The following is a 22756-nucleotide window of genomic DNA, read 5'->3' on the forward strand; positions in this document are numbered from 1 at the left end:
CCTGAAAATCATGAAGGCATGGTTTATGTGGTCATGATTCGGTTGATGCTGAGGCGGTTAACAAACAACCGACGAACGAGGAACTTGAAACCTGCTTAACCAGCATTTACAAACACTTTCTTAGCTATCACTAAGTAGGTCACCCTAATTAAACGTAGGATGTGTAAAGCCTGCGGCATGGTTTCGCTAAAGGGCGTAACCGTAACGCATCAAATCCTTGAGCAGCATGGGTGACGCTATTGCTAACCCATCCTACGAAAAGCCCTGTTTACTTATGACCATTTACTTAGTAGAAGCTTAAACTGCCAGTGAGCTGACGATCGGCTCGGCATGGCATCCAACCATGCCAAAATTTCTTCATGCAAAAGCGTAATTGAAGCAATGTACGTACTTATTGGTGGTGCAGGGTTAGTTGGTTTAGGTTTGGCGCAACGATTAGTAGACCTGGGGCACACCGTAGCACTGATTGATATTGATCCGAATGCCTGCCGTTATGCCCGCGAACAGCTTGGCGTGATGGCGTTTGAAGGCAGTGCGGTTAATACAGAAGTGCTGCTCGAAGCCGGTATTCGTAAGGCAGATGCACTGGCAGCCGTACTGCGAAACGATGCTCTAAATCTGGCAATGATTATGCTGGCAAAGCACAACGGCGTGCACCACATCCTTGCCAGAATGCGGCATCGAGACTTCACAGAGCCATACCGCATTGCTGGAGCAACGCACGTTGTTAACGCGATCGACCTGGCGGTTTCAACGATGGCAAATGCGATCGAATATCCCCAGGTGGAATCAATGATGCATTTTGAGCAAGGACAGATTGAGGTGCTGAAGCTAGCCGTGCCAGAAAACTGCAATGTGGTTGATCGCAGCGTGGCCGAAATCGCGCAAGATCGGCGCTTTCCGTCCGGTTCACTGATTATCGGCTATCAACCACATCCACACATGGCACTGGCAATTCCTAACGGCAACACAGTGCTGGAAGCAGGTTCAACCATCCTGGTAGTGACTAAACCCGGCTCCATGCGCGAGATGATTGACTTCATCGAAGGTTAGTGTGGGCGATCGCAGCGCTTCTTAATTGCCGCTGCACATCCAAGTAGGAGGGCTAAATTAAGCACCACTTGGAGACCGGCTTTCGACTGCGCTCAACCCGCTCACACAAAAGGGATTGAGACTTCGGCTTGAGCTCTCGACCAGAGCGCTCAAGCCGAAGGGCGCTTAGTCGAACGTGAAGTCTCAATGCGTCTGACAAATAATTACACCTAGCTACTTATCTACAAAGAATTTATTAGAGACGGGCATGATCAGTTCAATGATGGCTTAAAGATCACCGTTGAGAGCTTACTGCTAGTGATAAAGACGCTCATCAAGCCAAACTTGCACATCCGCTTCAGATTCTAAATAAACTGTACGACCCGTCCGTGGGTCATAAACGTGCCACCAGGATTGACCCATTTTATCCAAGGTGCGCCGGATCTCTGGCTCAGAATGAGTAGAGCGGTAGGATTGGAGCTGGAGGGGTGTGTTAAGGAGGCTCCAGCACTTGCGCCATATGTTAGCGGTGGTCGTCGATCGCCCACATACTAACGTTAACCGTCGCTCTAAATATTCCACCTGATACTCATGATCAAGCTTCCTAGCACGCTGATCGAGCCACGCTCGCCAATGTCGATCGAACGCAGCCATAAGAGGCGAGTGAATCGTCTGCGGTGCTGCCACATTGTCAGGGAGCAACTCTAATTCTTTGTATTGTTGCCATTGCGTTTTCATCATGACGCTCCATGTACTCTCTAAAAGAATGAAGCGCGTTCCTTCGGGTGTTGTCCCTACTTCCGTCCCTCCCTAAACAGCGATAGCAAGTAGCCTTACAACCTTGTGCTGCTTCCACAATGATCTGGGCTGGCTATATGACCTACCTAACAATTGAATTTAAAGGGGGTATAAAGAGAGAGATGAACGATTTCTAGTAATGTTTTCTACAAAATTGTTAGGACGAACAAACAATATTTTGCTTTCCTAACATTTCGCCTTGCCTAACTGCGATCAGTATATTCAGCGACCTTGATAGTTTTCTTCAATCCACAGGCGCATTTCTGCTTCAGAATCGGCGTAAACAACTTGTCCGGTTCTTGGGTCAGAGGCAACCCACCAGCGATCGCTACCATCTACCACTTCACAGACCTGTAGGGACGCTCCACCAAAAAGTCCTTGCGTGATACGCTGCACAGTGGTTAGCCACCAGCTTTGTGGCGATGGTGCTACGTCACACGATCGTACTGGCGCAACCTGCTGTTTCTCTTGCTCCAAGAGTGCAACTAAACGGGCATTATTAGTGGCTCTTGCTACCTGCAAACGATGAGCGAGGGATGCCATGATGCTGTCTTGATGCCGATTTAAGCGACGGTCATGAGTTTGTAATACGTTAGTCATTGAAAGAGCCTCGGCAATATAAAGTTGATACGGTTTTACTCCGCATTTCTAACTATAAGATTTTTTCTGTATTGAGTGCTACAGTTTCAGCGTTTGCTGACATAGTTTGAAAGACAATAGGTCTAAACCGTAGAAAGCTTGAAGCAGAACAAACAGAAGTTTATGACCTAGCTTTTTTGTGAAAGTAATCAGTGTTTTGTCAACAATCTTTTGGGTGATTTGTAACTTTCTGGAAAGATCTCCAAAGAAACTCTGAAACAATGCCTGCTTCGTCAAAATAAAATTAGTGGGCTACTAGGCGAACGAATATAGATCTGGTACGGTTTTGAAGAAAATCTTGGAGAAGGAAACGGAATGGGGGCACTGAAAGGACGTGACTTGCTTAGTCTGGCGGACTTAACAGCAGAAGAACTACAGGACATTCTGCTTCTAGCAACTCAATTGAAAGCGGGAACCCTCAAACCAAAGTGCGAAAAAATCCTGGGGCTGCTGTTTTACAAAGCGTCTACCCGCACTCGCGTTAGCTTTTCAGCTGCCATGTACCAACTGGGCGGTCAAGTGCTGGACTTAAACCCCAATGTGACGCAGGTGGGTCGCGGTGAGCCACTGTCTGATACAGCACGGGTACTTGATCGCTACCTCGATATTCTTGCCGTCCGTACCTTTGACCAGCACGACCTGGAAGCCTTTGCCAGCTACTCCAAAATCCCCATCATTAATGCACTCACTGATCTAGAACACCCTTGTCAGGTGCTTGCCGACTTGCAGACAATGCAGGAGTCTTTCGGCTCTCTCCAAGGTTTAACACTGACTTATCTAGGCGACGGAAACAATATGGCGCATTCGCTTATGCTGGGTTGTGCGCTGACAGGTGTAAATGTGCGGGTTGCGTCACCACCAGAGTATCGTCCTCTTGATGTCGTCGTGCAAAAGGCGCAGGCGATCGCTAACGGCAAAACTGAAGTTATTGTGACAACCGATCCGATCGCGGCAGTCAAAAACGCGCAAGTGATCTACACCGATGTCTGGGCAAGTATGGGGCAAGAAGCTCTGGCAGAAACTCGCGTACCAATCTTTCAGCCCTACCAGGTTAGTGAGCAGCTTTTAAGCGATGCGGATCAGGCGGCGATCGTACTCCACTGTTTGCCTGCCCATCGTGGCGAAGAAATTACGGATGCTGTGCTTGAAGGATCGCAGTCTCGTGTCTGGGATCAAGCAGAAAACCGGATGCACGCGCAGAAAGCACTACTTGCTAGCTTGCTGGGAGTTGCATAAAGCCATGTCATTTAAAAGTAGATAAGGAACGCTTTCATACACCGCAAGAAGCTTTGAGGCATCATGATGTCATAGGCTGTATGCTAACAGTTGGTAAGAAGCGGTTACTGACTATCTGCGCGTCGTTATTTCTTACAAATGTTATCTGTAGCCACCCTGCTGCCAGTTATCCGAATGCAGACAGTTTTGTTTGTTGTCCTAGCGCTTTCAGTATTTCGCTTGAGGCAACTTGCCCTGCAAGTTAGCTCTATAAATGTACGGCAGTCACACGATTGCACAGGCTCGTACCAAAAAACATCTCATTTTGTAAAATGCTTTGCAGTTTGAGGCATTAACCGCTATCTATAGTAGAGAACCTGAGGGAATAATTCTACAGGTAGCGTTTATGGGTCTGTCAGGACGTTCGGTCAACTAGTTTGACGCTTACTTAAGCGTCATCAGTTCCGCCCATAACCTCACTCTTAGAAGCCTTCTCCAGGCGTTAAACCATTAGCCACTAAGAAAATAATGACCTACCAACATCAACTGACCCCCTGGGTCGTTCACAAGCTGCTGCCCAACTTAAAGCATCTCACGATTACGCGGTTTCGTCGTCGCCCGGACGCTGAAGCCTATCTTAAGGTTTTGAACCAGTCTCAACCCTATGCTCAGTTTACGATTACCTTTGATTCTGGAGAGAGCAACTTTGCAGCTCAAGCTGAATCGTAGCGATCGCTTCGTGCCATTTTTGGAGTGTAGTGTTGAAACAATTGAATGACTGTGAATGCTGTCTGCGGGCAACGGCTTATTTATGCTATCGCATGGCTCGCCTGTGTCAAAATAAAGACCGCTCTTGGTGGTGGTTATGGCAGCACAGTTGGATGAACAAGACAGCAACCCTGCTCTCGGCAATTTAATCGCTCGACAAATTGCCGAGAGTTCTCAACAGCGTCTTACCTTTGCCACCTATATGGATTTGGCATTGTACCACCCACAGTATGGGTACTACGCTACCAATGCTGCCGTGATCGGCGCTAAGGGCGACTTTTTCACCTCACCTCACCTCGGTGCAGACTTTGGCGAATTGCTAGCCGAGCAGTTTGTCCAGATGTGGGAAATCATGCAGCGTCCAACGCCTTTTACCTTGGTCGAAATGGGTGCTGGTCAAGGATTATTAGCTGTTGATATCCTCCGCTACTTACAGCATCGCCATCCAACTTTTGTACGATCGCTCGAATACATCATTGTTGAGCGTGCTGCCGCACTTATTGCTGAACAACAGCGGCAGGCAATGTCACTAAAAGATCTTGATGTTCAACTTCGCTGGAGCAGCCTTGAAGCGCTACCGTCCCACTCGATCGTCGGCTGCTTTTTTTCTAACGAGCTGGTCGATGCTCTCCCAGTACATCAAATCTCGTTGGTATCAGGACAGTTACAAGAGATTTACGTCACGGCGACGCAGGGCGAAAACAATACCCCTTACTTTAGCGAAGTGACTGGTGAACTATCGACACCCCGGCTAGCAGCCTACTTTGAACGTATTGGTATTGCTTTAACCGCTAAGCCGTATCCTGATTGCTATCGCAGTGAAGTTAATCTGGCAGCGCTAGACTGGCTGCAAACTGTTGCCGAGCGGCTCCAACGGGGGTACGTCCTTACAATCGATTACGGGTACACGAGCGCTCGTTACTATAGCCCTACGCGATCCCAGGGCACGCTGCAATGTTATTACCAGCACACCCACCATTCCAATCCCTACATCCATATTGGGAAGCAAGACATCACGGCGCACGTTGATTTCACTGCCCTAGAGCAGCAAGGTGCGGTCTGTGGGTTAAAACGAGTTGGCTTCACGCAGCAAAGCCTTTTTTTAATGGCATTGGGGCTAGGCGATCGTATGGCAGCGCTTAGTCAGTCTACCGCTAGCACTATGCAGGACATCCAAGCCGCGCTACGGCAACGGGATGCCTTACATCTCCTTATTAACCCAATGGGCTTAGGAAACTTTGGTGTGCTAGTGCAAGCTAAAGGGCTTACCAGTTCTGAAAGTGTCCATTCGCTTAAAGGACTAACCGTACCAGCAAGCTAAATTGAGTCAAGTAAGTGATACAGACAACGGCTGAACTCAAGCTAAGTAATTGGTGGGGTAGGGCGACAGATATGAAAGCCTAAGATAGCTATACACAAGATGTTACAGCTACTACTTCATACCAACCAAATACAATCAGAATCAACCTAGCGAATCGAGTTGAGTCGCCATATGTAGATTGCTTCTGCTAGTTTGTGGTTCGCCCTACAATTCCTACAACTGATGCGCTGCTCTAGTTGCCTGCTGTAATGGCTCTTGGAGAGTTTTCTAGGACATCAAGGCGTACTGGCGCAACACCAGATTGAATGAGTCCTAACATACGAGCAGCACCAGCCGACAGATCAATGACACGATCGCCAGAAAAAGGACCTCTGTCGTTGATTCTGACTACTACCGATTGACCGTTGTTAATATTGGTCACTACTACTTTTGTCCCAAAAGGCAACGTACGGTGTGCGGCTGTCATTGCATTTTGATTGAAACGTTCGCCACTGGCGCTAGGATTACCGTGGAAGCCTGGACCATACCACGATGCCATACCGCTCAGTTTTTGCCGAATGGCACCTACAGCAACTTGCGACCAGTTGTTTGGCTTCCCAGTCACGCTGTTTAGAGGAGAAGCATTGCCGAGCAACCGTCGGAGGCGATTAGCTGCTTGAAGTGCATCTTTCTCCAGGCTGCGGGTTGTATCTGGTAACACTGTGGTGGCATCAATCACAGCAATCAGAGTTTTGTCTGCTTTGATGACATACCGCTCGTCTGTTGCAGTCGCTTTGCTCGACTGAGCATTCCAGCTAACGGTGATGGTGCTAGCATCCACGCCATCTCGGTTGAGTTGATTGATTTTGGCGGCGATCGCGGCAGCTCTCAGCACTGGATCACTCTGGGCAACGTTGGCATTCGCCTGTATTGCTTCGCTAGATTGAGCGGCAGCTTCTGCTGTTGTGGCTGAAGATTTATCAGCACTGTTGAGAGACTTGGCAGTGGCGATCGCGTTCTCGGTAGCGTCTGTTTGTCGGCTTCCCATCTTCACTAATGGTGCTTTGACCGTTGTTGCCGACGCGCTATTAGAGCCAGTTAAGGTCAGGACGGGTATGTTGCGGACGTAGAGGGTTGCTGCTTTGCGCCCTGCTAGGTCATGTGCCTGGACTTTAGCGATCGTCTCGCGTTCAGCGCTGGCAACCGTTGATGGCTGAAGCTGTTCACCTAGCTTCACAACTGCACGTGTTGGTGTCAAATCTGGAGCCGACGTTTGGTCAGAAGCAGTTGCTTCGTCAGTTTGTTGCTCTGCTTGAGAGGGCTGTGGATCAGCTTTGACAGCAGCGTTAATTGAGGCTGGCTCAGGGGTCACAGTATGAGTGGAGGCTTGGTTAGGGTTTGCCTCAACAACTGGGTCAACCGTGCCGATTGGGTTAGCGCTGCTAGCCAGCGGGGTACCCAGCGTTGCCATAAACAGGGTGGCAGTTAGACCACTAAGAACTTTTTGATTCATACATCCGTGTGTGAAGGGCAAGATCAGACGAGATTAGAGCGAGTTGAAATATCTCTTGATTGACATGTCTTGTAGCTCGTACTCGTTTCGTAGGTACTCCTTAGGTCAGAACTGCAACAGACTATCACGAAGTTTTTGCTTTGGGGATCAGGGATCTAACAGAGACACTTGCAGCATGACGGTTGTTGTCTAGGTAAAAAAACCGTGTAGGCAAGTGTTACAGGATGTTTCGCTGTTTGACATCAATTCGAGCACTTCATCAAAACTTTACGCTAACTTCATAAACTTGTGACTTAAATCACCCGATAGCAGGATGAGGTAGCGGAAAGTGAAAGGTTTTACTCCTAGCATCCAAAGGGTTATCGTGCAAGAGGCTGCAAGAGGCAAAGCTGCTATGGTCTAAGTTACCTGTTGGGACTTGCATGTTCAGGTTGAACTGATGGCACACGCGATTGCGTCTTGGCTTACAACACGTTTCCAACGAGTAAGCCACAGTGCTTATAAAAAGGTGTAGCTTGTCCCCGAATCAGGTAGGGGGAGATGAGCGTGACTAATGCTCGTGGTGATAGTTGTAAATGTTTTTTTGCTGCTTTACTTTGTCACGTTGCATCTAGAGCTTCAGCCAGTGTGGCACTAAGTTTCCTACTGGTATCAATCTATATCGGCTAGTTTGTGTAAGCATTGCAGGCTTGTTTATGCAAGGTCGAGAAGCTATGCATCTGCCGCATCAGATTAACTAGACGATCGCCCGTATTTCTGCTGTATCGGTGATTACGCTAGTTGGCAAAGCGTGTCAGGTGTTAGGCTTTAAATGTGTTTGCAGTGACGGTGAGTTTAAGGGAGAAACCCTAGCTAGAGAAGGGTTTGCACTGCTACTGCTACCACCGTAGTTTTTCTATGACCCACCTCGATCGCACTTAACCAAAACGCCCCTATGACTGCGCTGTCTTCTGAATGGCAACATCATTTTGTTGAAACAAATCGTATTCGCCTGCACTGCGTGACCCAAGGAGAAGGTGATCTAGTAATTCTTCTACATGGGTTTCCAGAGTTTTGGTACTCCTGGCGCTTTCAAATCCCAGCGTTAGCCCGTCACTTTAAGGTTGTTGTGCCTGATCTGCGTGGTTATAACGAATCGGATAAACCAGCTAGTGGCTATGACTTAGATACTCTCAGCGCTGATATTCAAGGTTTGATCGAAGGGTTGGGGTACGCACGCGCTCATATTGTGGGACATGACTGGGGCGGCACGATCGCATGGCATCTAGCACAGAAATTTCCTCAATATCTCAACCGTTTAGCGATTTTAAGTGCTGCGCCACCTCAGCGCTTCCTGCAAGAAATGGTAAGCAATTTAGATCAACTCCGCCGCAGTTGGTACGTACTTGCGTTTCAGGTTCCTGGCGTTCCAGAGTGGCTCATTCAGCAAAATTTGAAGGAATTTTTGAGAAGCCTGCTTCAAGGGCAGGCAATTCGGAAGGGGGCTTTCTCTGACGAAGAAACGAGGCTGTATCAATCAGCCCTGGAGAAACCGGGGGCATTGTCTGCTGCGTTGAGCTACTATCGCCAGATGCTCTCGCCCTGGAATTGGTTGAAGGACGTTGGACGTACACCTGCCCTTGTGACTGCGCCTACCTTAGTTTTATGGGGGGAAGAAGATTCGCTCCTAAGCCAGAATTTAATTAAGGAACTAGACCAACTGGTTCAAGCGCCGTTTCGGCTGACGCTGGTGCCTCATTGCGGACATTGGATTCAGCAGGAAGCGCCACAAACAGTAAACCGCGAGTTGTTGACCTTTTTGCGGCAATAAGAGGCTGGACGATCAAGCCACTGCTGTTCTGTTCCAGTGTTGACAATTGTGTTGGATCGAGCGTTGGTAAGTTTGTCTCTTCGTTCCTGTTATGCCTGGATTAAGCTCTTACAGGGCTTGGGTGGGATATATGCATAACGAGGGCGGAAATTCTATAACGCAACAGCTACTCACTGTGCTGGTACAGGCAACGTCTGAATTAACTCAATCGAATCAACAGCAAAAGCAGGCGATCGAGCAAGGTTTCCATCACCAACATCAAAAAATTCGACCTGTTGACAGATTAGATTGGGCACCTGACGGAAGTGGTGACGACAAGTTTTGCTGAACTGAAGGAGTTGACGCAGCAGCAGTCTGATACAGCGAAACGGCAAGAGCAAAATATCACTCGGCTCGTGGAGATTGTCGAGACGTTGATTCAGCAGCGCGCTTGAGGGTCTCCTGGTTGTTCAATTAGTGCGACATTAAATACTTGAGCAAAGGCGATCGCCACCTGATCTCGCACTGCCTCAAATTGAATTGCTGGTCTAAATTGTGCCAGTGAGCCGACCATTTTGTCAGGAATGCCACAGGGAACAATGCGATCGAAGCCCCTCAGGTCAGGACAAATGTTGAGCGCAAAGCCATGCATAGTAATCCAGCGACTGACTTTGATGCCGATCGCTGCGACTTTGCGCTCGTCTACCCATACACCCGTCAAACCTGGTAGTCGCTCTCCTTTAAGCCCGTAGAAGGCTAAGACGTGGATGATTACCGCTTCTAGCTGACGCAGATACCAGTGCAAATCTTTCTGATAGTAAGTCAGATTGAGAATAGGGTAGCCAACCAGTTGTCCGGGACAGTGGTAGGTTACTTCGCCGCCCCGTTCTACACGATGCACATCCCACGCGGTTTGAGCAGGGTCAAACTTGAGAAAGGCAGGACTAGCACCTTGACCTAAGGTATAGGTGGGCGGATGTTCGAGCAGCAGCAGTGCATCATCAAGCTGAGAGTCGTGCCGACGATCGTCTACCAGCGATCGCTGCCATGCCCATGCCGTCGTATACGGCACAATACTCCTTTTATATAGATGACAATGGCGACGCTTAAAGGACTGCCCCGCAGAAACTATTACTGGCTCAGATTGGATCACTGGTTTAAATTCATGCAAAAAACAAGGGGGTTGTAACGTAATTTTGGCTTAAAGAACACATACCCTAATCAAGAATTATCACAGGTTGCAAAGCATTCTAACGGCTACTGTCGTGCAGAATACAAAGTGGTAGGGTGAATGGATAACCCACTTTTTCAGGGGAGGAAGCTCGTTTATGAAGCTTGTTATCCAGGGCAAAAACATCGAAATTACTGACTCATTACGTGAGTATGTAACGAACAAGATCGAAAAGGCGGTCAGCCATTATCAAAGTTTAACGACTGAAGTTGATGTCCATTTGTCAGTTGCTAAAAATCCACGGATCAACTCTAAGCAAACGGCTGAAGTCACTATCTATGTTAATGGTGCGATCGTCCGTGCTGAAGAAGGCAGCGAGAGCCTCTACGCCAGCGTCGATTTAGTTGCCGATAAGATTAGTCGCCAGCTTCGTAAATATAAGGAGAAACGTCAGGCACAGAGCCACGCCCCTGTGAAAACAGCAGAGGCTTTGAGTGATCAGCCAGTAGCGGCAGATCTGCTGCAGGATCGATCGCCAGAACTGCCGGGTCAGGTTGTGCGAACGAAATATTTTGCAATGCCTCCTATGACTCCACAGGAAGCACTAGAGCAGTTAGAGCTGGTTGATCATGACTTTTATATGTTCATGAACAGTGAAACGGGAGAAATCAACGTCATTTATGAACGAAATCATGGTGGCTACGGCGTGATTCAGCCGCGTAAGGGTAACGGGCACACGCACAATGGCAAGAATGGTAAGACAGCTCACGCTAATGATGCAGACGATGAGCAAGCACATGACTATGTGCCTCAAGCCAGCTTTATTTAGGCGTTTTGCTGCTACCTAAATAAAAACTAAGCCTTCTTTGAACCACTTAACGGTTTCTGACTGCAATTTGATCAGGATGTGATCAGGGTCAGAAGTAAGTCCGCTAAGTGGTTTCTTCATTTAGCAATGTTATATAGCACCAGGTCTACAGGTAGTGTGATCGGTCAGAAGCGACCGCCGCTCTACAGACAATCAGTTAGACTGGCTCTGACAACCAACGCTCGATCGCCATGCCGCGCTTTCTTCATGTTTCGGACATTCATCTAGGGTTTGATCGGTATGACAGCAAAGAGCGCACCAAAGATTTTTATCTAGCGTTTCAGGATGCGTTGTATCAGTATGCGATCGTACCCCAGGTTGATTTTGTCGTGCTGGCTGGCGATCTGTTTGAGCATCGACATATTCAGCCAAACATTCTTAATCAGGCACAGCTTTGCTTGCAAGAGTTGAAAGAAGCAGGCATTCCAGTGCTGGCGATCGAAGGCAACCACGACAACACACCTTATGGCACCAAAACAAGCTGGCTGCGCTACTTATCCGATTGGGGTTTGCTGGTACTGCTAGAGCCAACGACTGCAAATGGCACCGCACTGTATGAACCGTGGGACTGGGAAACGAAGCGCGGTGGCTACATTGATCTGGCTTGCGGTGTGCGAGTCTTAGGGTCTTGCTGGTATGGCGCATCGGCTCCGACGGCGATCGCCTCTCTCGCTACAGCGATCAAAGACCTTCCTCCCGCTCCAGCTCATACAGTAATGCTTTTTCACCACGGACTAGAAGGACAGATTGCTCGCTATCACGGTGCGTTGCGCTATAACGATTTGCTGCCGTTGAAAGAGGCCGGCGTTGAGTATCTTGCGCTGGGGCACATCCACAAAAACTACGTTGTGGAGGATTGGATTTTTAACCCTGGTTCTGTCGAAGCAAATAATGTGGAAGAAAGTCAGTTCGATCGTGGTGTGTATCTGGTGTCGCTAGACGCATCGGGCATTCATGCTGAGTTGAAACAAGACTACACGCAACGAACGATCGTACGGCTGAAGGTAACGGCACGCGGGCAAGAAAGCCTAGAAGAACTGGAAGAGATGGCGATCGCAACAGTGCAGCAAGCCGTGCAGTCGGGTAAAATCCGTGCTGCCGATGCGCCCATTGTCGAGTTACGCCTTGAAGGTCAGGTAGCGTTCGATCGCTTGGAACTGGATACACGCAAACTTCAGCAGCAGTTGCAGCAATTGACAGGCGCACTGATTTTTCTACTGCGGTACAACGTTGATTCGGTTGCCTACGCCTCTCACATCACTGACGAAGCCGATCGCTGCCAGGTTGAGCGTGAGGTCTTTCTCGATCTGTTGGTGGCACACAACACCTATAAAAAGCAGGCAACCGAACTGGCACAAGGCTTAATTGACCTGAAGGAGCAACAGCAGCAGGGGCAATCAGAGGCAGACCTTTATCAATTTGTACAAAGCCTTTTGCAAGAGTCAAAGAGCTAACGAGAGGCGGACGACTACACGCTTAAAATACGATCGCCTCAAGATTCTGTCGCTTCTATGTAGCCCAAATAGCGTCGCAATTCTTCGTGAACCTGATGATAGAGCGTGGGTGCTTCTCCCTTTAACCCAATCAAACTGTAAAGACGACTAGGACTATCTTCTCGTCCACGCAGCAAATGTTCCCCCACAAACACAACTTCAACGTGCTCTTGTACCCGTTGGTAGAGCGCGTCAGTGATCAAAATATCCGTCCAAAAACTTTTGGTCAGTCCTTCAACGCGGCTGGCAACATTGACCGTATCGCCAATAACGGTATATTCCAAGCGGCGGAGTGAGCCAATGTTTCCAGCAATGACTTCTCCATAGCTAATACCAATGCCGTGATAAAGCAAGGTTTTGCCCTCTTGCTGCCACTGCGATCGCAAGGCTGCTAACGCCTGTCGCATTCCCAGCGCTGCCCGAATCGCATTCATGGCATCCGTTTCTTCACCATAGGAAACTGGGGAGCCAAATTCTGCCATTACGGCATCGCCAATAAATTTGTCGATCGTGCCACTGGCAGCGGCAACTGCTTCGACCATCGCATTGAGATAAGTATTTAGCAGAGACACCAATGTCTCGGGCGGTAGCTTGTAGGACAGCGTAGTAAAGCCACGAATGTCGCAAAAAAGTACGGCAGCATTGAGCTTGCGCCCTTGCAGCAACGCCTGGAAGTCTTCCGGTTGGCTGAGAATTTCTTTCACGATCGGCTTGGCAACGTAGCGCTCTAACGTACGGCGCAGGCGTAGTTTTTCAAGCTGGTCATTGGCGGCTCCTGTACTGAGATAGAAAAGCCCACTGAGCGAGATCGCGAGGAATGGTGCCGCCACGGGAAGAATCAAGCCGCCATAGACAAAGCTGGCATAACCCACCAGCCACCAGCCACCCGCGATTACGATCGCCAGCACAAAGCGCGGCGTTGTCCGTTTTGAGACTTGACCGATCGCTAGCCCGATGCCAGCAAGGGCAAGGAACAGATAGAAACCACGCCAAGCTGGATCGGGCATAACCTCAGCGATCGCCCGATCCTCTAGCAAGGTGGCAATCGCGTTAGCATGCACTTCGATACCAGAAAGATCGCCAAAGGGGGTCGGGTGAATATCCTGTAAAAAGGCAGCCGTCGGTCCTATCAAGACAATTTTGTCTTTGAAGATTTGCTCCTGCTTCAGCCGTTCCCAGTTTTGAGGGTAGAGTACGGTCCAAAACGGAACAATTGCAAACGTATTTGAACCACCGTAGAAAAATATATAGTCACCCTTTGGTGCGTTAAACGGGAGTTTTGATGTTTGTAAGCTCGCTTCATCAAACGAGAGCAGGTCGGACTTTGACTGTCGCAAGTCGGCATCAATCTGGTTAAGGTACACACTAGCAAAGCGACGAAGCTGTCCATCTGGCTCCGGCGAGTAATTGATAAGCCCGATCGCTTTAGGGTCAACTTGAAACATGGGATCGGGATAAACCAATTGATCTAAACCACCCCCAATGCTCTCGGACGTAGCATGAATTGCTGCCAGCGTCACGCGCCCAGCATAGCGTTTTAGAGTCTGCTGGAGACGCTGATCATCAGCGGGACGTTCGCTTGGCAAATCCCACAGCACATCAACAGCAACGGATCGAGCGCCTGCTGCCATAATTTTATCGATCGCCTCTGCATAAGCAGTCCGCCTCCAAGGCCAAGAGCGAATTGACGCTAGTTCCTTCAACTCCTTAGCATCTCGCCCCCGTGTTAGTGAATCGTCGTCGATCGCCAAAATCACAAGCTCTGGTGGCGGCGCTACTTCACCCCTCAGCCGAAAAAAGAGCGCCTGAGTCTGCAACTCCAACAGCACCAGCGGTCGAAAGTTAAACCCCGTAGCGATCGCACTTGTGACTGCCCAACTAATGATGAGCACAGGCGCGATCGTGGCAGGGCTCACCCTCCATCGGCGTTTTGTTTGAGTCATTGGTGATGCGGGTAGAGAGGTAGAAAGGTGAAGGGGTGGGAGGAGTAAAGGGGTAAAGAGTGAAGGAGTGGAAGAGTTTTGAGTTGGTTGAGCAATTAGCTATAAGGTTTCAGCTTTTGCCTTCTACCTCCTACCTCCTGTCTTCTGCCTTCTGCCCTCTACCTTCTCTCCCCCCACCTCTAAAACGGTAAACGAAACGGCAAACGAATTGGCAGCCTGAGAGTAGGAAGGCTCGGTAAGCGAACAGGGAACGGCACGCCTGGAAACAACTGCTGAAAGCTTGCCTGGATTTTTGCTATGCCGGGTAGCTGATTAGTAAACCCATTAAAGAGATTGCCCGTCAGAAGGCTAGTGAAATCTCCCTGGGTCAGCTTTTCGACCAGTCCTAAGGCTCCAGTAGCGCTAATGGTAACTTTTTCACCTGCTTTCAGCACAATTTGCTTTGCTTCCGTGGGGAGAATGTCGATCGTCTCCAGAGGTTTAGGCAACGGTTTGGAAGCAGGATTTTTGGGAAAGGACGGCAGTTTTGGCAGCGCCGAAGGCAGAGAGAATTGTTTGTTGCCCGTAGTCGGTTCAGTATCATTTGGTTCTTGCCGCTGTGACACTACCACCTCTCCTTCCAAAACTTTGATGCCTGTGTCGCCACGATTCGCTTCTAGCACGTAAGTTGTGCCACGCACGCCTGCAACAACGGAGGCAGTACACCCATTCATGGCGCCGTTCACTAACAGCGCACCCTGCTGGAGACGAGCACATTGCCCAACAGTTAAGACAGAGTTTTGCGCCAAGCGCCCGATCGCGCCCGTGTTAAATGTAAGCTGTGCCCGTGCTTTGCCAGTACGAACGCGCTGCCCTCTTTTTGCAGAGTCATTAACCTTTGCTTGTCTGTTTTGGATGAACACCTGGGGGCTGTCTAGCACTTGAGTAATTCTGGCTTGATTGATTGTAGAAGCTTGAGCCGCGATCGACGATTGAGTAACTACTACAAACCACAACGTACAGACAAAGACCAGCAGAAGGCGGCTTGGTCTGCCTTCAACACCACGCAATTTAGAAATAGTCAACATAAAAGCGACTCCGGAGCACTACCTTTAACAAGTTGATCCATGAAGGTAGATTCCCCTGATGATTGATCGCTAGCAACACCATTACAGCAACGACATGAGGTGGGACATAATGCCTGCTTTCCACTACTCACCTTTTCTGTCACTTTCCCTTGCAGGAATGTCCTTGCAGAAAAGCAGTCTGGTGCTTGATCGGTTGCTTATTAAAAAGACAGCTCACGGCGAATGCGTAAAGGCACTACCTGACTCTCTCTACTGAGCCATGCAAAGCAATTCCAGAGAGTCTTGAGCTAATTCACCGCCAAAGCCTAACCTATCTTTGTAAAAACTTGTTTCGTTAACGACGGAACTACACTTGCCTATGTAGACGCACCCTATCAGCAGTTGTTCTCAAAAAAGCCCTAAATTTACCGAAAGGCTCACTCCCAAGATCAGGCTGTTAAACTCGATTGCTGGGTCAGTAGAATTGCCAAAGCTGTAGCCAACAAACATATTTAGTTGTGTATTCCGAAACGCTGTATAGGTCAGGCGAGCCGCCAACTGATGATATTCGTCGTCTCGCCTGATGGCTGTAAAGTTCGCTAGCGCAAATTGATAGTCAAGTCCGACCTGGAGGTTGGGCTGCACATTATAGCTAAGTGAAGCAATAAAGGAATTGAGTACCCGCGATCGACTGTCGGGGTCAGCGAAACTTAGCCGCAGTTGGTAAAACGTACTGAGCAAGAGTCGTTTATTGAGCTGATCGCGACGACTCAGCTCCAGCCGAACTGCATGATCGTTTAAAAAGCGTGTTCCGATCGGCAACCCTGGAATCTTGCTGCCTGCAATAAAAAGCTGCTGATTAGTCCAACCAATTTCACCAAACATGGTTGGTGACAGCCGTTGAAAAATGCCAGCCCGGAACTGTAGCTCGTTGTAATCAATTTGGGATTGCGTGTTGTACCGAATCAAATTGCCGTCAATCGCACCAATAAAGTAGGTATTGCGCCCTAATGCTGGTGCTGTAAAAAGAGTCAAACCAGGTCTGAACAAGCCATCATCGACCGGATCGATCGCCGAGAAAACGTTGCTGCTTCTAAAGTAGTCGAGGCGACCAACAAGGTAGACCAGTGGTTGCCGGGATGGGGGTGGGGGTTGCACTGTTTGTATCGGCAGACAACCAAGTTCTGGGTCTAGTGCAACTCCCGATGCACATCGTGCTGCTGTCTGTGCTTGTTGCTCTGAAGTCCCGTCTGCTGAAGTCCCAGATTGCTGAGTTTTGGGCACTTGCAAGCGCAGCACACCCAGCTCAGGATCATTGAAAACGGAAGTGGGCGGGTTGCTGTCACTTTGCGCCAAGGAGGGGCTGTTACTCTGGGCGATCACCCCAGCCAGTGCCTTCTCCATCACTGTTGTTGGCTCAGAAAAAGCGAAGGAGGTAACAGATTCAGCGGTCTCGGCTGCAAGCCTATCTTGCACAGGTTGGAGCGGCAAAAGTGCTGCGGCTCGATTACGTTGTGCGTGTGGTTGCTCCAACTGCGGTAAAGCCACTGGAGATGAAGCAGTGGCTGGCGGAAGTTGGCGAGACGAACGTGACGAGACTACCGCGATCGAGCTTTGACCCGCCCTTGGTGTAGCGTCAGTATCAGGCGTGGAGCGTATAGAAGAGGGTTGGGGCGTAGACCACTCCAACTGCGGTAAAGCCACTGGAGATGAAGCAGTGGCGGTCGGCAACTGGCGTGACGAATGTGGCGAGACGACTGCGATCGAGTCTTGAGGCGCCATTGGTACAGCGTCAGTATCGAGCGTGGGATATGTAGGGGGTTGGGGCGTAGACCAGGCTGGACTACTAAGCAAGACACTGCTCCAGATGATCAGTTGTTGCCAGGTTGCCAAGCGGGGGGGTAAACAAAGCCTCAAAATGGTCGGTGAGTGACGAGTCTGCAAATCAGGAACCGTAGAACTACTGAATCTATTTAAGCCCGGTAATAGTAACTCTTGTGCGTTTAACACTAGAGGTAGACTGAATTTTTAGAAAAAATTTTACTAACCTAAGTTATTAGGCTGTCGAAATCGCCCTTCTGCCATCGCCCGAATTGGGGATTATTCGAGCGTTAAACATATTGTTAATATAAGAAAAGTAAGCTTGTAGTCAGATCGCTTTACACTTGCTTTAATTAAGGCACGCTCGTACACTAAAAAATGTCTACGAGAAAATACGCAAATCTGTTTAAACCCCAAAAATACTCCTTTTGAGTCTGTTGAGCCTGGTGCCAAAAATGTTTTGTAGAGTAGTAACCCTTTAGACTACAGAGTTTTTTAGATCAGCAAGTTTCAGAGCCCTAGCTTTAGATTGGCTGGTTCTAGTCCTACAAATGCAGATGTTGGGTTAAGTGACTGCAAACAAAAACCACTGTATTGACCCTATATCAATGAAGGAACAGCAGCTCGAATGGTTGATTAAGTGGCTAAAGTGCCGCTGCCAGAATGCGATCGCTGAATGCTTGGAGCTATTATGTCTCGCAGATTTTCCCTGATCATCGCATTGAGCTTATTTGGTACTGGCATACTGGCTTTGCCGCCTGTTGCTAGTGCTGAAACCCCTTTGACTAGAGCTACAGTGCAGGCACTTCGCAATCAAGTGCAGATCATCCTAAAAAATCGGGTTACTCGGGCTGCTCAAAAGGCTGACACAATGACCCCCGGTGATTCTCTGGCAACGGCTCGTCGGTCTTTTGCAGAGTTACGCTTTAACGACAATTCTTTAGCACGAATTGGCGAACGGGCACTGTTTCAATTTGTCCCTCGCACCCGCAATTTTTACCTTGGCAACGGCACAGCTCTGCTGCTGATTCCCCCTGGTCAAGGACGGACAAACGTTCGTACACCGAATGCAGCGGCTGGCATACGTGGTTCGGCGCTCTTTGTTCGCTACAACGAGGATACCAACACGACGATCGTTGGAGCGCTTACCAACAGTCGTATTGAAGTGTCAAACAAACAAAACCCGCAGGCTCAAACGCTGAAAGCGGGACAAATGGCAGTCATTGTTCAAGACCAGATTGTCCAGGTTTACAACTTTGATCTGAACACTTTCTACCAGACCAGTGAGTTAGTTAAAGATCTGGATTTACCATTACGCAACGCCACACCAAGCGCTGATCCTGGTATCGCCGCAGTGCAGGCAGAAACGGCTCAAGCTGTTAGAGAACAGGCTCCCCTTATTGGTCAGGTGTCTGAAAATCCTGCTTTTATCAGCCTGAGTCCAGCCCCTAGTCTTCAAACGGCGGTAACACCAAGCCCTGCGAATCAGGTAACGCTTACTCCGTCTGGTCTTGACTTGTCTACAGCTAGACAAGCTCTCGTTGCCAATCCAGCTGCTCAAGCGTTTACATCTCCTAGTGAAGTTATCCAGTCAGGGGTAACTACGCTGCCAGCCCAACTTAGTATCCCTAACAATGCAAGCGTGAACGTAGCGGCACCCCTTTCAGTGCAGCCCGTCATCGCACTACCATTACCTAATTCAAGTGGGACTGTTGGTGGGATAGCGACTTCTGAGCCTACTATCACTCCCCCCGCTTCCCCAACGTTGCCTACACCCCCTATTCCAGCAGTACCTCCCCCAATTACGCCGCTCGAACCAGTACAGCTAGCACCTCGTCCCGACCCAGTAACGCCGCCACCTGATCCAATCGCAGCACCGCCAATTCCAGAGCGACCAGCAGCAGCACCAGTAGTGGTAACGCCACCACCCACTCCTACTCCTGTACCGCAGGCTCCAATACAGCCAACACCTCGTCCTGACCCGGTAACGCCACCACCCAGCCCGACAGCAGCACCGCCAATTCCAGAGCGACCAGCACCAGCAGCACCAGTGGTAGTAACGCCACCACCCACTCCTACTCCTGTACCGCAGGCTCCAATACAGCCAACACCTCGTCCCGACCCGGTAACGCCACCGCCCAGCCCGACAGCAGCACCGCCAATTCCAGAGCGACCAGCACCAGCAGCACCAGTGGTAGTAACGCCACCACCCACTCCTACTCCTGTACCGCAGGCTCCAATACAGCCAGCACCTCGTCCTGACCCGGTAACACCGTCACAAGCAAGTCCGGCTCCAGTTAGCGTTACCCCACCCGGTAACCCAACACCAGCACCGCAGGCTCCAATTGTAGCTCCAGCACCTCGTCCTGACCCGGTGATGCCACCAACGCCTGTAGTGCAGCCAGCCCCAACACCAATTAATCCGGTTACGGAAACACCAGCAGTTCAGACGCCGATCGTTACCCCTCCAACCTTAGTAACACCAGCACCAACAACTCTAGATATTCAGACTGGAACAACTGGAACATCAGTACCGATACAGCCAGGTCTTGGTGGCGTAGGGGCACCATTATCCAACTAAGCGGCTCTAACGAAGCCCTATCTGCGCTTATTAAAGAGAATTAAGTATCCTGGTTCTCTTCAGAGGTTTGTTGCGCGCTCCTACGCTTCAATAATTTGTTGCATTGTCCACCACCAGAGGTTACGGTTGTTTTTCTTCTGCCAGTACCAATATTCGCAACCCCATAGCATAACGGTGCCGTAGCCTAAATCAGTCAGTGAGTTCACCAACTTACTGGTGCGTATAGGTGTGCTGCTGGGGTATTCTGCTTTTGCCATCGCAACTAATTGGTTCAGCTCCCACGGTTCTGCTTGCGCTTCAGCAATCCAGTCTTCTTTTTCGTGATGAGCAAGATTTTTTTGCCATTCCTTAAGTTTTTGCCAGAAGGGTGGCTGCGGTTGCAGATAAGAGAGCGAGCCTCCGGCAGGAACTTTGGTGTAAACGTTGATTCCCACAGCATCGGCTAAGTTGATACTTTCTTGGAAGGCGCGATCGTCCTCTGCCAAGTCAGCAGCCGGCAAACTAATGGCAGTTGTCATCACGAGCTTTTGGTTCGGTGCTGCTAGGGAGCGCACCAAGGCTGTTTCGCGCTGCACAAATTCGTAGCTCAGATAGCGTCCAGCGGTAATTTCTAACCGTGTAAACGGTTCGTTCTCAATTTGCCAATAGTTCAGATTTGGCGCGTTACGGACATGGTTGACGACTGCTTGGGTGAAGTTTAGAGCGCGATCGCCGATCGCAGGATTGAGATCCACTGCTGCCTGGTTCGTTACTGTATCGTGGCGGGCATGAAGCCAATCAGGAAAGTGAAATTCGGGCCAACGTGGCGCTTTCATCCCAACAGTTAAGACAACTTCAATGCCGTGTCGATGGCTTTCGTCTAGCAACCAATCCAGCGCCGTGAAATCGAACTCATTCTCAACTGGCTCGATTTCGTGCCAGTAGCTGCACAGCCGAATGCGATTGAACCCTAGAGAGCAAATTGCACGAAATGTCTCCCGATAGTCCAACCCCATGTAGTGGCATTGAAGTTGACTGAACGTTGTACCTAAGTTTGTGGGTCGTCTGAGGCCAGTTAGCCCAAGCGACAGTTTGGAACCAGAGATTGCTTGTACGTGATCGGCGCTCAAAGACGTGAAAAACCCCAAGGCAGCCATCGTAAGCTGAGTAAACCGTCTGCGCGTCAAGGGGGTCGTCCTTTGTGATGTCATAACAGTCATATCGCTCTGAGTGCTCCCTTAGAGTGCCCGCACACGCTTATAGGGTGGCACATCATTGCGTTAAGCTCTGTTAAAGCAACGTTATCTACCGATTTCCTCTTTACACACTACCCTTTTTACATACTACAAAGTAATACCACCCCCCTCTTTACATACTGCAAATTACGCTCCCCTTGCCTATGGCTTCCCCTTTATGAGGATAGAGTTGATTCTCTAGAGGAAGGAAAGAAGCGTTGGTAGGTCATGCCTGGCTAACCGCCTGGCGATACGTGCGATCGACGGGCACGTTGTCTTCAAGTGAGTCTCATAGCAAAAGGATGAAGGATGAGGGATGAAACGGAGCCCTTGTTTAAAGGACGTTTCAAGATTTATGTTTGTCCTAACGTTCTCTTCGGCTGCTGAATGTCATGAAATATATGTCATGAAACCACGCCTACTGTAGCTAAGTCTGCAAAGGCAGACTTAGTTATACTTGCTTTAAACCGCAGAGATGGGTTTTGTTTCTATGCCAGCAGTTGCAACCACTGGGATGAAAAGACCTGTTAGTTAGATTTAGAGGGCGTTATGACAGTTGATAACGGACTAGTTATTACACTTTTTATGCTGTTTGCAACTAGTTTAGCGATCGGCTACGGCTTTGGTGTTAAAGCTCAGCGTCTCCCCTTTTCAGCCGAAATTGCCTTTAGTGAACAGCAATGGTCATTTCTAAGGTGGTGGGTCAAATTGGCTTTAGTGACCGGGGTTTTATTACCAATCGCCCTATGCTTTCAGGGCTGGAAACAACCTTCCTCATTAACGTTTTGGGGGAGTTACCTATTAGTTGTTGCTGTGCAGCTAGTCTCCGAGCGGATATTCAGTCAGTGGTTAGTCCCTAGTACCGTAGTGCCGATTGGTTTTTGTTACACCGCTTTTCGATTGTGGCAATTACTAGATGGATTCACTCGATTATCATTATCCCCGTTGGCATTAGTAGGCTTTGTTTGTGTTGTACTGTTTTGGATGGCAAACCTGGTGATGTTAATGACGATAGCAATTCCAACCGTTTACAAAGCACAGAGACTTCAAGAATAGACGTTTGCGGTGGAGCGATCATACTCCCTGCTATGCAATGCGATGAGTTATTGAGTGATGGAAAGCGGTAAGTGACCAAAGCAATTTTAGTTCGCAACTAGTTGCCATCACTAAGTAGCTTTAGGAGCAGTATCCGATATGTCTTTCGCTACAGTAAGATGGCATCGTTATTGTTGTTGAGCGGGCTAGTGTCAGCATCAGAGGCAATGCGGTTATATCGTTGCTGCTGTCTGTAACATCCTGCTAGCGGCCACAATCGCCCTTACTGTTTTCTGCTCCCCCCTCCTCCAGCCCCAACCTTTGCTTAATCCGCTTCAACTTGAGCAACAATATTCTTTGACTAAATAGTGCTTACTTAGATCGTTTTGGACGTTAAAGACCGTGAATGTAGTTCAGACTACAGATTAAACCAGGTCTTCATTGTTTAACGAGATTACATTCGTTGCAAGAGAGTTGTAATCGTGAGCGATCGCTGGAGAGGGATATTTCAACGCCGGGGCTTTTTGAGC

Annotated in this window: 19 protein-coding genes and 1 riboswitch; of the genes, 10 read left to right on the forward strand and 9 right to left on the reverse strand. The window is 49.2% G+C overall.

Features of this window, described 5'->3' with window-relative positions:
- The first annotated feature begins 381 nt into the window (after positions 1-381).
- Positions 382-1053 (forward strand): TrkA family potassium uptake protein, encoded by a 672-nt coding sequence (locus H6F86_RS00565; protein ID WP_190446190.1) that lies wholly within the window; start codon positions 382-384, stop codon positions 1051-1053.
- A 294-nt stretch (positions 1054-1347) separates the two neighbouring features.
- Here H6F86_RS00565 and H6F86_RS00570 read toward each other — a convergent pair whose 3' ends face one another.
- Together H6F86_RS00570 and H6F86_RS00575 are read right to left on the reverse strand one after the other, a co-directional pair.
- Positions 1348-1773 (reverse strand): hypothetical protein, encoded by a 426-nt coding sequence (locus H6F86_RS00570; protein WP_190446191.1) that lies wholly within the window; start codon positions 1771-1773, stop codon positions 1348-1350.
- A gap of 29 nt (positions 1774-1802) precedes the next feature.
- A riboswitch (Glutamine riboswitch) is annotated at positions 1803-1961 on the reverse strand.
- A gap of 91 nt (positions 1962-2052) precedes the next feature.
- The gene (locus H6F86_RS00575) at positions 2053-2430 is read right to left on the reverse strand and encodes a hypothetical protein (protein ID WP_190446192.1); all 378 of its coding nucleotides are present in this window, start codon (positions 2428-2430) and stop codon (positions 2053-2055) included.
- 354 nt (positions 2431-2784) lie between these two features.
- Here H6F86_RS00575 and argF point away from each other — a divergent pair, with 354 nt between their 5' ends.
- The 3 genes from argF (at position 2785) to H6F86_RS00590 (ending at position 5773) form a co-directional block, all read left to right on the forward strand.
- Entirely contained in the window at positions 2785-3705 is a 921-nt protein-coding gene (argF, locus tag H6F86_RS00580) for an ornithine carbamoyltransferase (protein ID WP_190446193.1), read from the forward strand.
- 507 nt (positions 3706-4212) lie between these two features.
- The gene (locus tag H6F86_RS00585; protein ID WP_190446194.1) at positions 4213-4413 is read left to right on the forward strand and encodes a hypothetical protein; all 201 of its coding nucleotides are present in this window, start codon (positions 4213-4215) and stop codon (positions 4411-4413) included.
- Between the two features lie 136 nt (positions 4414-4549).
- On the forward strand, positions 4550-5773 hold the full coding sequence (locus tag H6F86_RS00590; protein WP_190446195.1) for a class I SAM-dependent methyltransferase: 1224 nt from the start codon (positions 4550-4552) through the stop codon (positions 5771-5773).
- A 232-nt stretch (positions 5774-6005) separates the two neighbouring features.
- Here H6F86_RS00590 and H6F86_RS00595 read toward each other — a convergent pair whose 3' ends face one another.
- The gene (locus H6F86_RS00595; protein ID WP_190446196.1) at positions 6006-7265 is read right to left on the reverse strand and encodes a septal ring lytic transglycosylase RlpA family protein; all 1260 of its coding nucleotides are present in this window, start codon (positions 7263-7265) and stop codon (positions 6006-6008) included.
- 934 nt (positions 7266-8199) lie between these two features.
- Between H6F86_RS00595 and H6F86_RS00600 the strand changes: the two genes are divergently transcribed.
- A complete protein-coding gene (locus H6F86_RS00600) occupies positions 8200-9075 on the forward strand; it encodes an alpha/beta hydrolase (protein WP_190446197.1) in 876 nt (291 codons plus the stop codon).
- A 170-nt stretch (positions 9076-9245) separates the two neighbouring features.
- Here the strand turns inward: H6F86_RS00600 and H6F86_RS32670 are convergent, their stop codons facing one another.
- On the reverse strand, positions 9246-9371 hold the full coding sequence (locus H6F86_RS32670) for a hypothetical protein (RefSeq protein WP_277881175.1): 126 nt from the start codon (positions 9369-9371) through the stop codon (positions 9246-9248).
- A 9-nt stretch (positions 9372-9380) separates the two neighbouring features.
- Between H6F86_RS32670 and H6F86_RS32675 the strand changes: the two genes are divergently transcribed.
- Positions 9381-9509, forward strand: coding sequence for a hypothetical protein (locus tag H6F86_RS32675; protein WP_277881176.1), 129 nt, complete (start codon positions 9381-9383; stop codon positions 9507-9509).
- Here the strand turns inward: H6F86_RS32675 and lipB are convergent.
- On the reverse strand, positions 9494-10186 hold the full coding sequence (gene lipB / locus H6F86_RS00605) for a lipoyl(octanoyl) transferase LipB (protein WP_190446287.1): 693 nt from the start codon (positions 10184-10186) through the stop codon (positions 9494-9496). The genes H6F86_RS32675 and lipB overlap by 16 nt on opposite strands.
- A 196-nt stretch (positions 10187-10382) precedes the next feature.
- On the opposite strand from lipB, the gene raiA reads away from it, so the two are divergent.
- Both raiA and H6F86_RS00615 read left to right on the forward strand, forming a co-directional pair.
- Positions 10383-11054: a ribosome-associated translation inhibitor RaiA gene (gene raiA / locus H6F86_RS00610; RefSeq protein WP_190446198.1), complete on the forward strand. Its 672-nt coding sequence runs from the start codon at positions 10383-10385 to the stop codon at positions 11052-11054.
- A 230-nt stretch (positions 11055-11284) separates the two neighbouring features.
- A complete protein-coding gene (locus H6F86_RS00615) occupies positions 11285-12547 on the forward strand; it encodes a DNA repair exonuclease (protein ID WP_190446199.1) in 1263 nt (420 codons plus the stop codon).
- 38 nt (positions 12548-12585) lie between these two features.
- On the opposite strand, the gene H6F86_RS00620 is transcribed toward H6F86_RS00615, so the two are convergent.
- The 3 genes from H6F86_RS00620 to H6F86_RS00630 form a co-directional block, all read right to left on the reverse strand.
- Complete coding sequence (locus tag H6F86_RS00620; protein ID WP_190446200.1) at positions 12586-14529, reverse strand: adenylate/guanylate cyclase domain-containing protein; 1944 nt, start codon at positions 14527-14529, stop codon at positions 12586-12588.
- Positions 14530-14708: 179 nt separating this feature from the next.
- Positions 14709-15596, reverse strand: a complete 888-nt coding sequence (locus H6F86_RS00625; protein ID WP_190446201.1) for a FecR family protein — start codon at positions 15594-15596, stop codon at positions 14709-14711.
- Positions 15597-15983: 387 nt separating this feature from the next.
- A complete protein-coding gene (locus H6F86_RS00630; protein WP_190446202.1) occupies positions 15984-17468 on the reverse strand; it encodes an outer membrane beta-barrel protein in 1485 nt (494 codons plus the stop codon).
- 619 nt (positions 17469-18087) lie between these two features.
- On the opposite strand from H6F86_RS00630, the gene H6F86_RS00635 reads away from it, so the two are divergent.
- Positions 18088-19977 carry a FecR family protein gene (locus tag H6F86_RS00635; protein ID WP_190446203.1) on the forward strand — a complete coding sequence of 630 codons (1890 nt, stop codon included), beginning with the start codon at positions 18088-18090 and terminating at the stop codon, positions 19975-19977.
- An 80-nt stretch (positions 19978-20057) separates the two neighbouring features.
- Here the strand turns inward: H6F86_RS00635 and H6F86_RS00640 are convergent, their stop codons facing one another.
- Positions 20058-21143: a beta-galactosidase gene (locus H6F86_RS00640; protein ID WP_190446204.1), complete on the reverse strand. Its 1086-nt coding sequence runs from the start codon at positions 21141-21143 to the stop codon at positions 20058-20060.
- Between the two features lie 597 nt (positions 21144-21740).
- Here H6F86_RS00640 and H6F86_RS00645 point away from each other — a divergent pair.
- A complete protein-coding gene (locus H6F86_RS00645; protein WP_190446205.1) occupies positions 21741-22247 on the forward strand; it encodes a hypothetical protein in 507 nt (168 codons plus the stop codon).
- Positions 22248-22756: the final 509 nt, after the last annotated feature.

The organism is Phormidium sp. FACHB-592, from assembly GCF_014695795.1.
GTDB lineage: Bacteria > Cyanobacteriota > Cyanobacteriia > Leptolyngbyales > Leptolyngbyaceae > Stenomitos.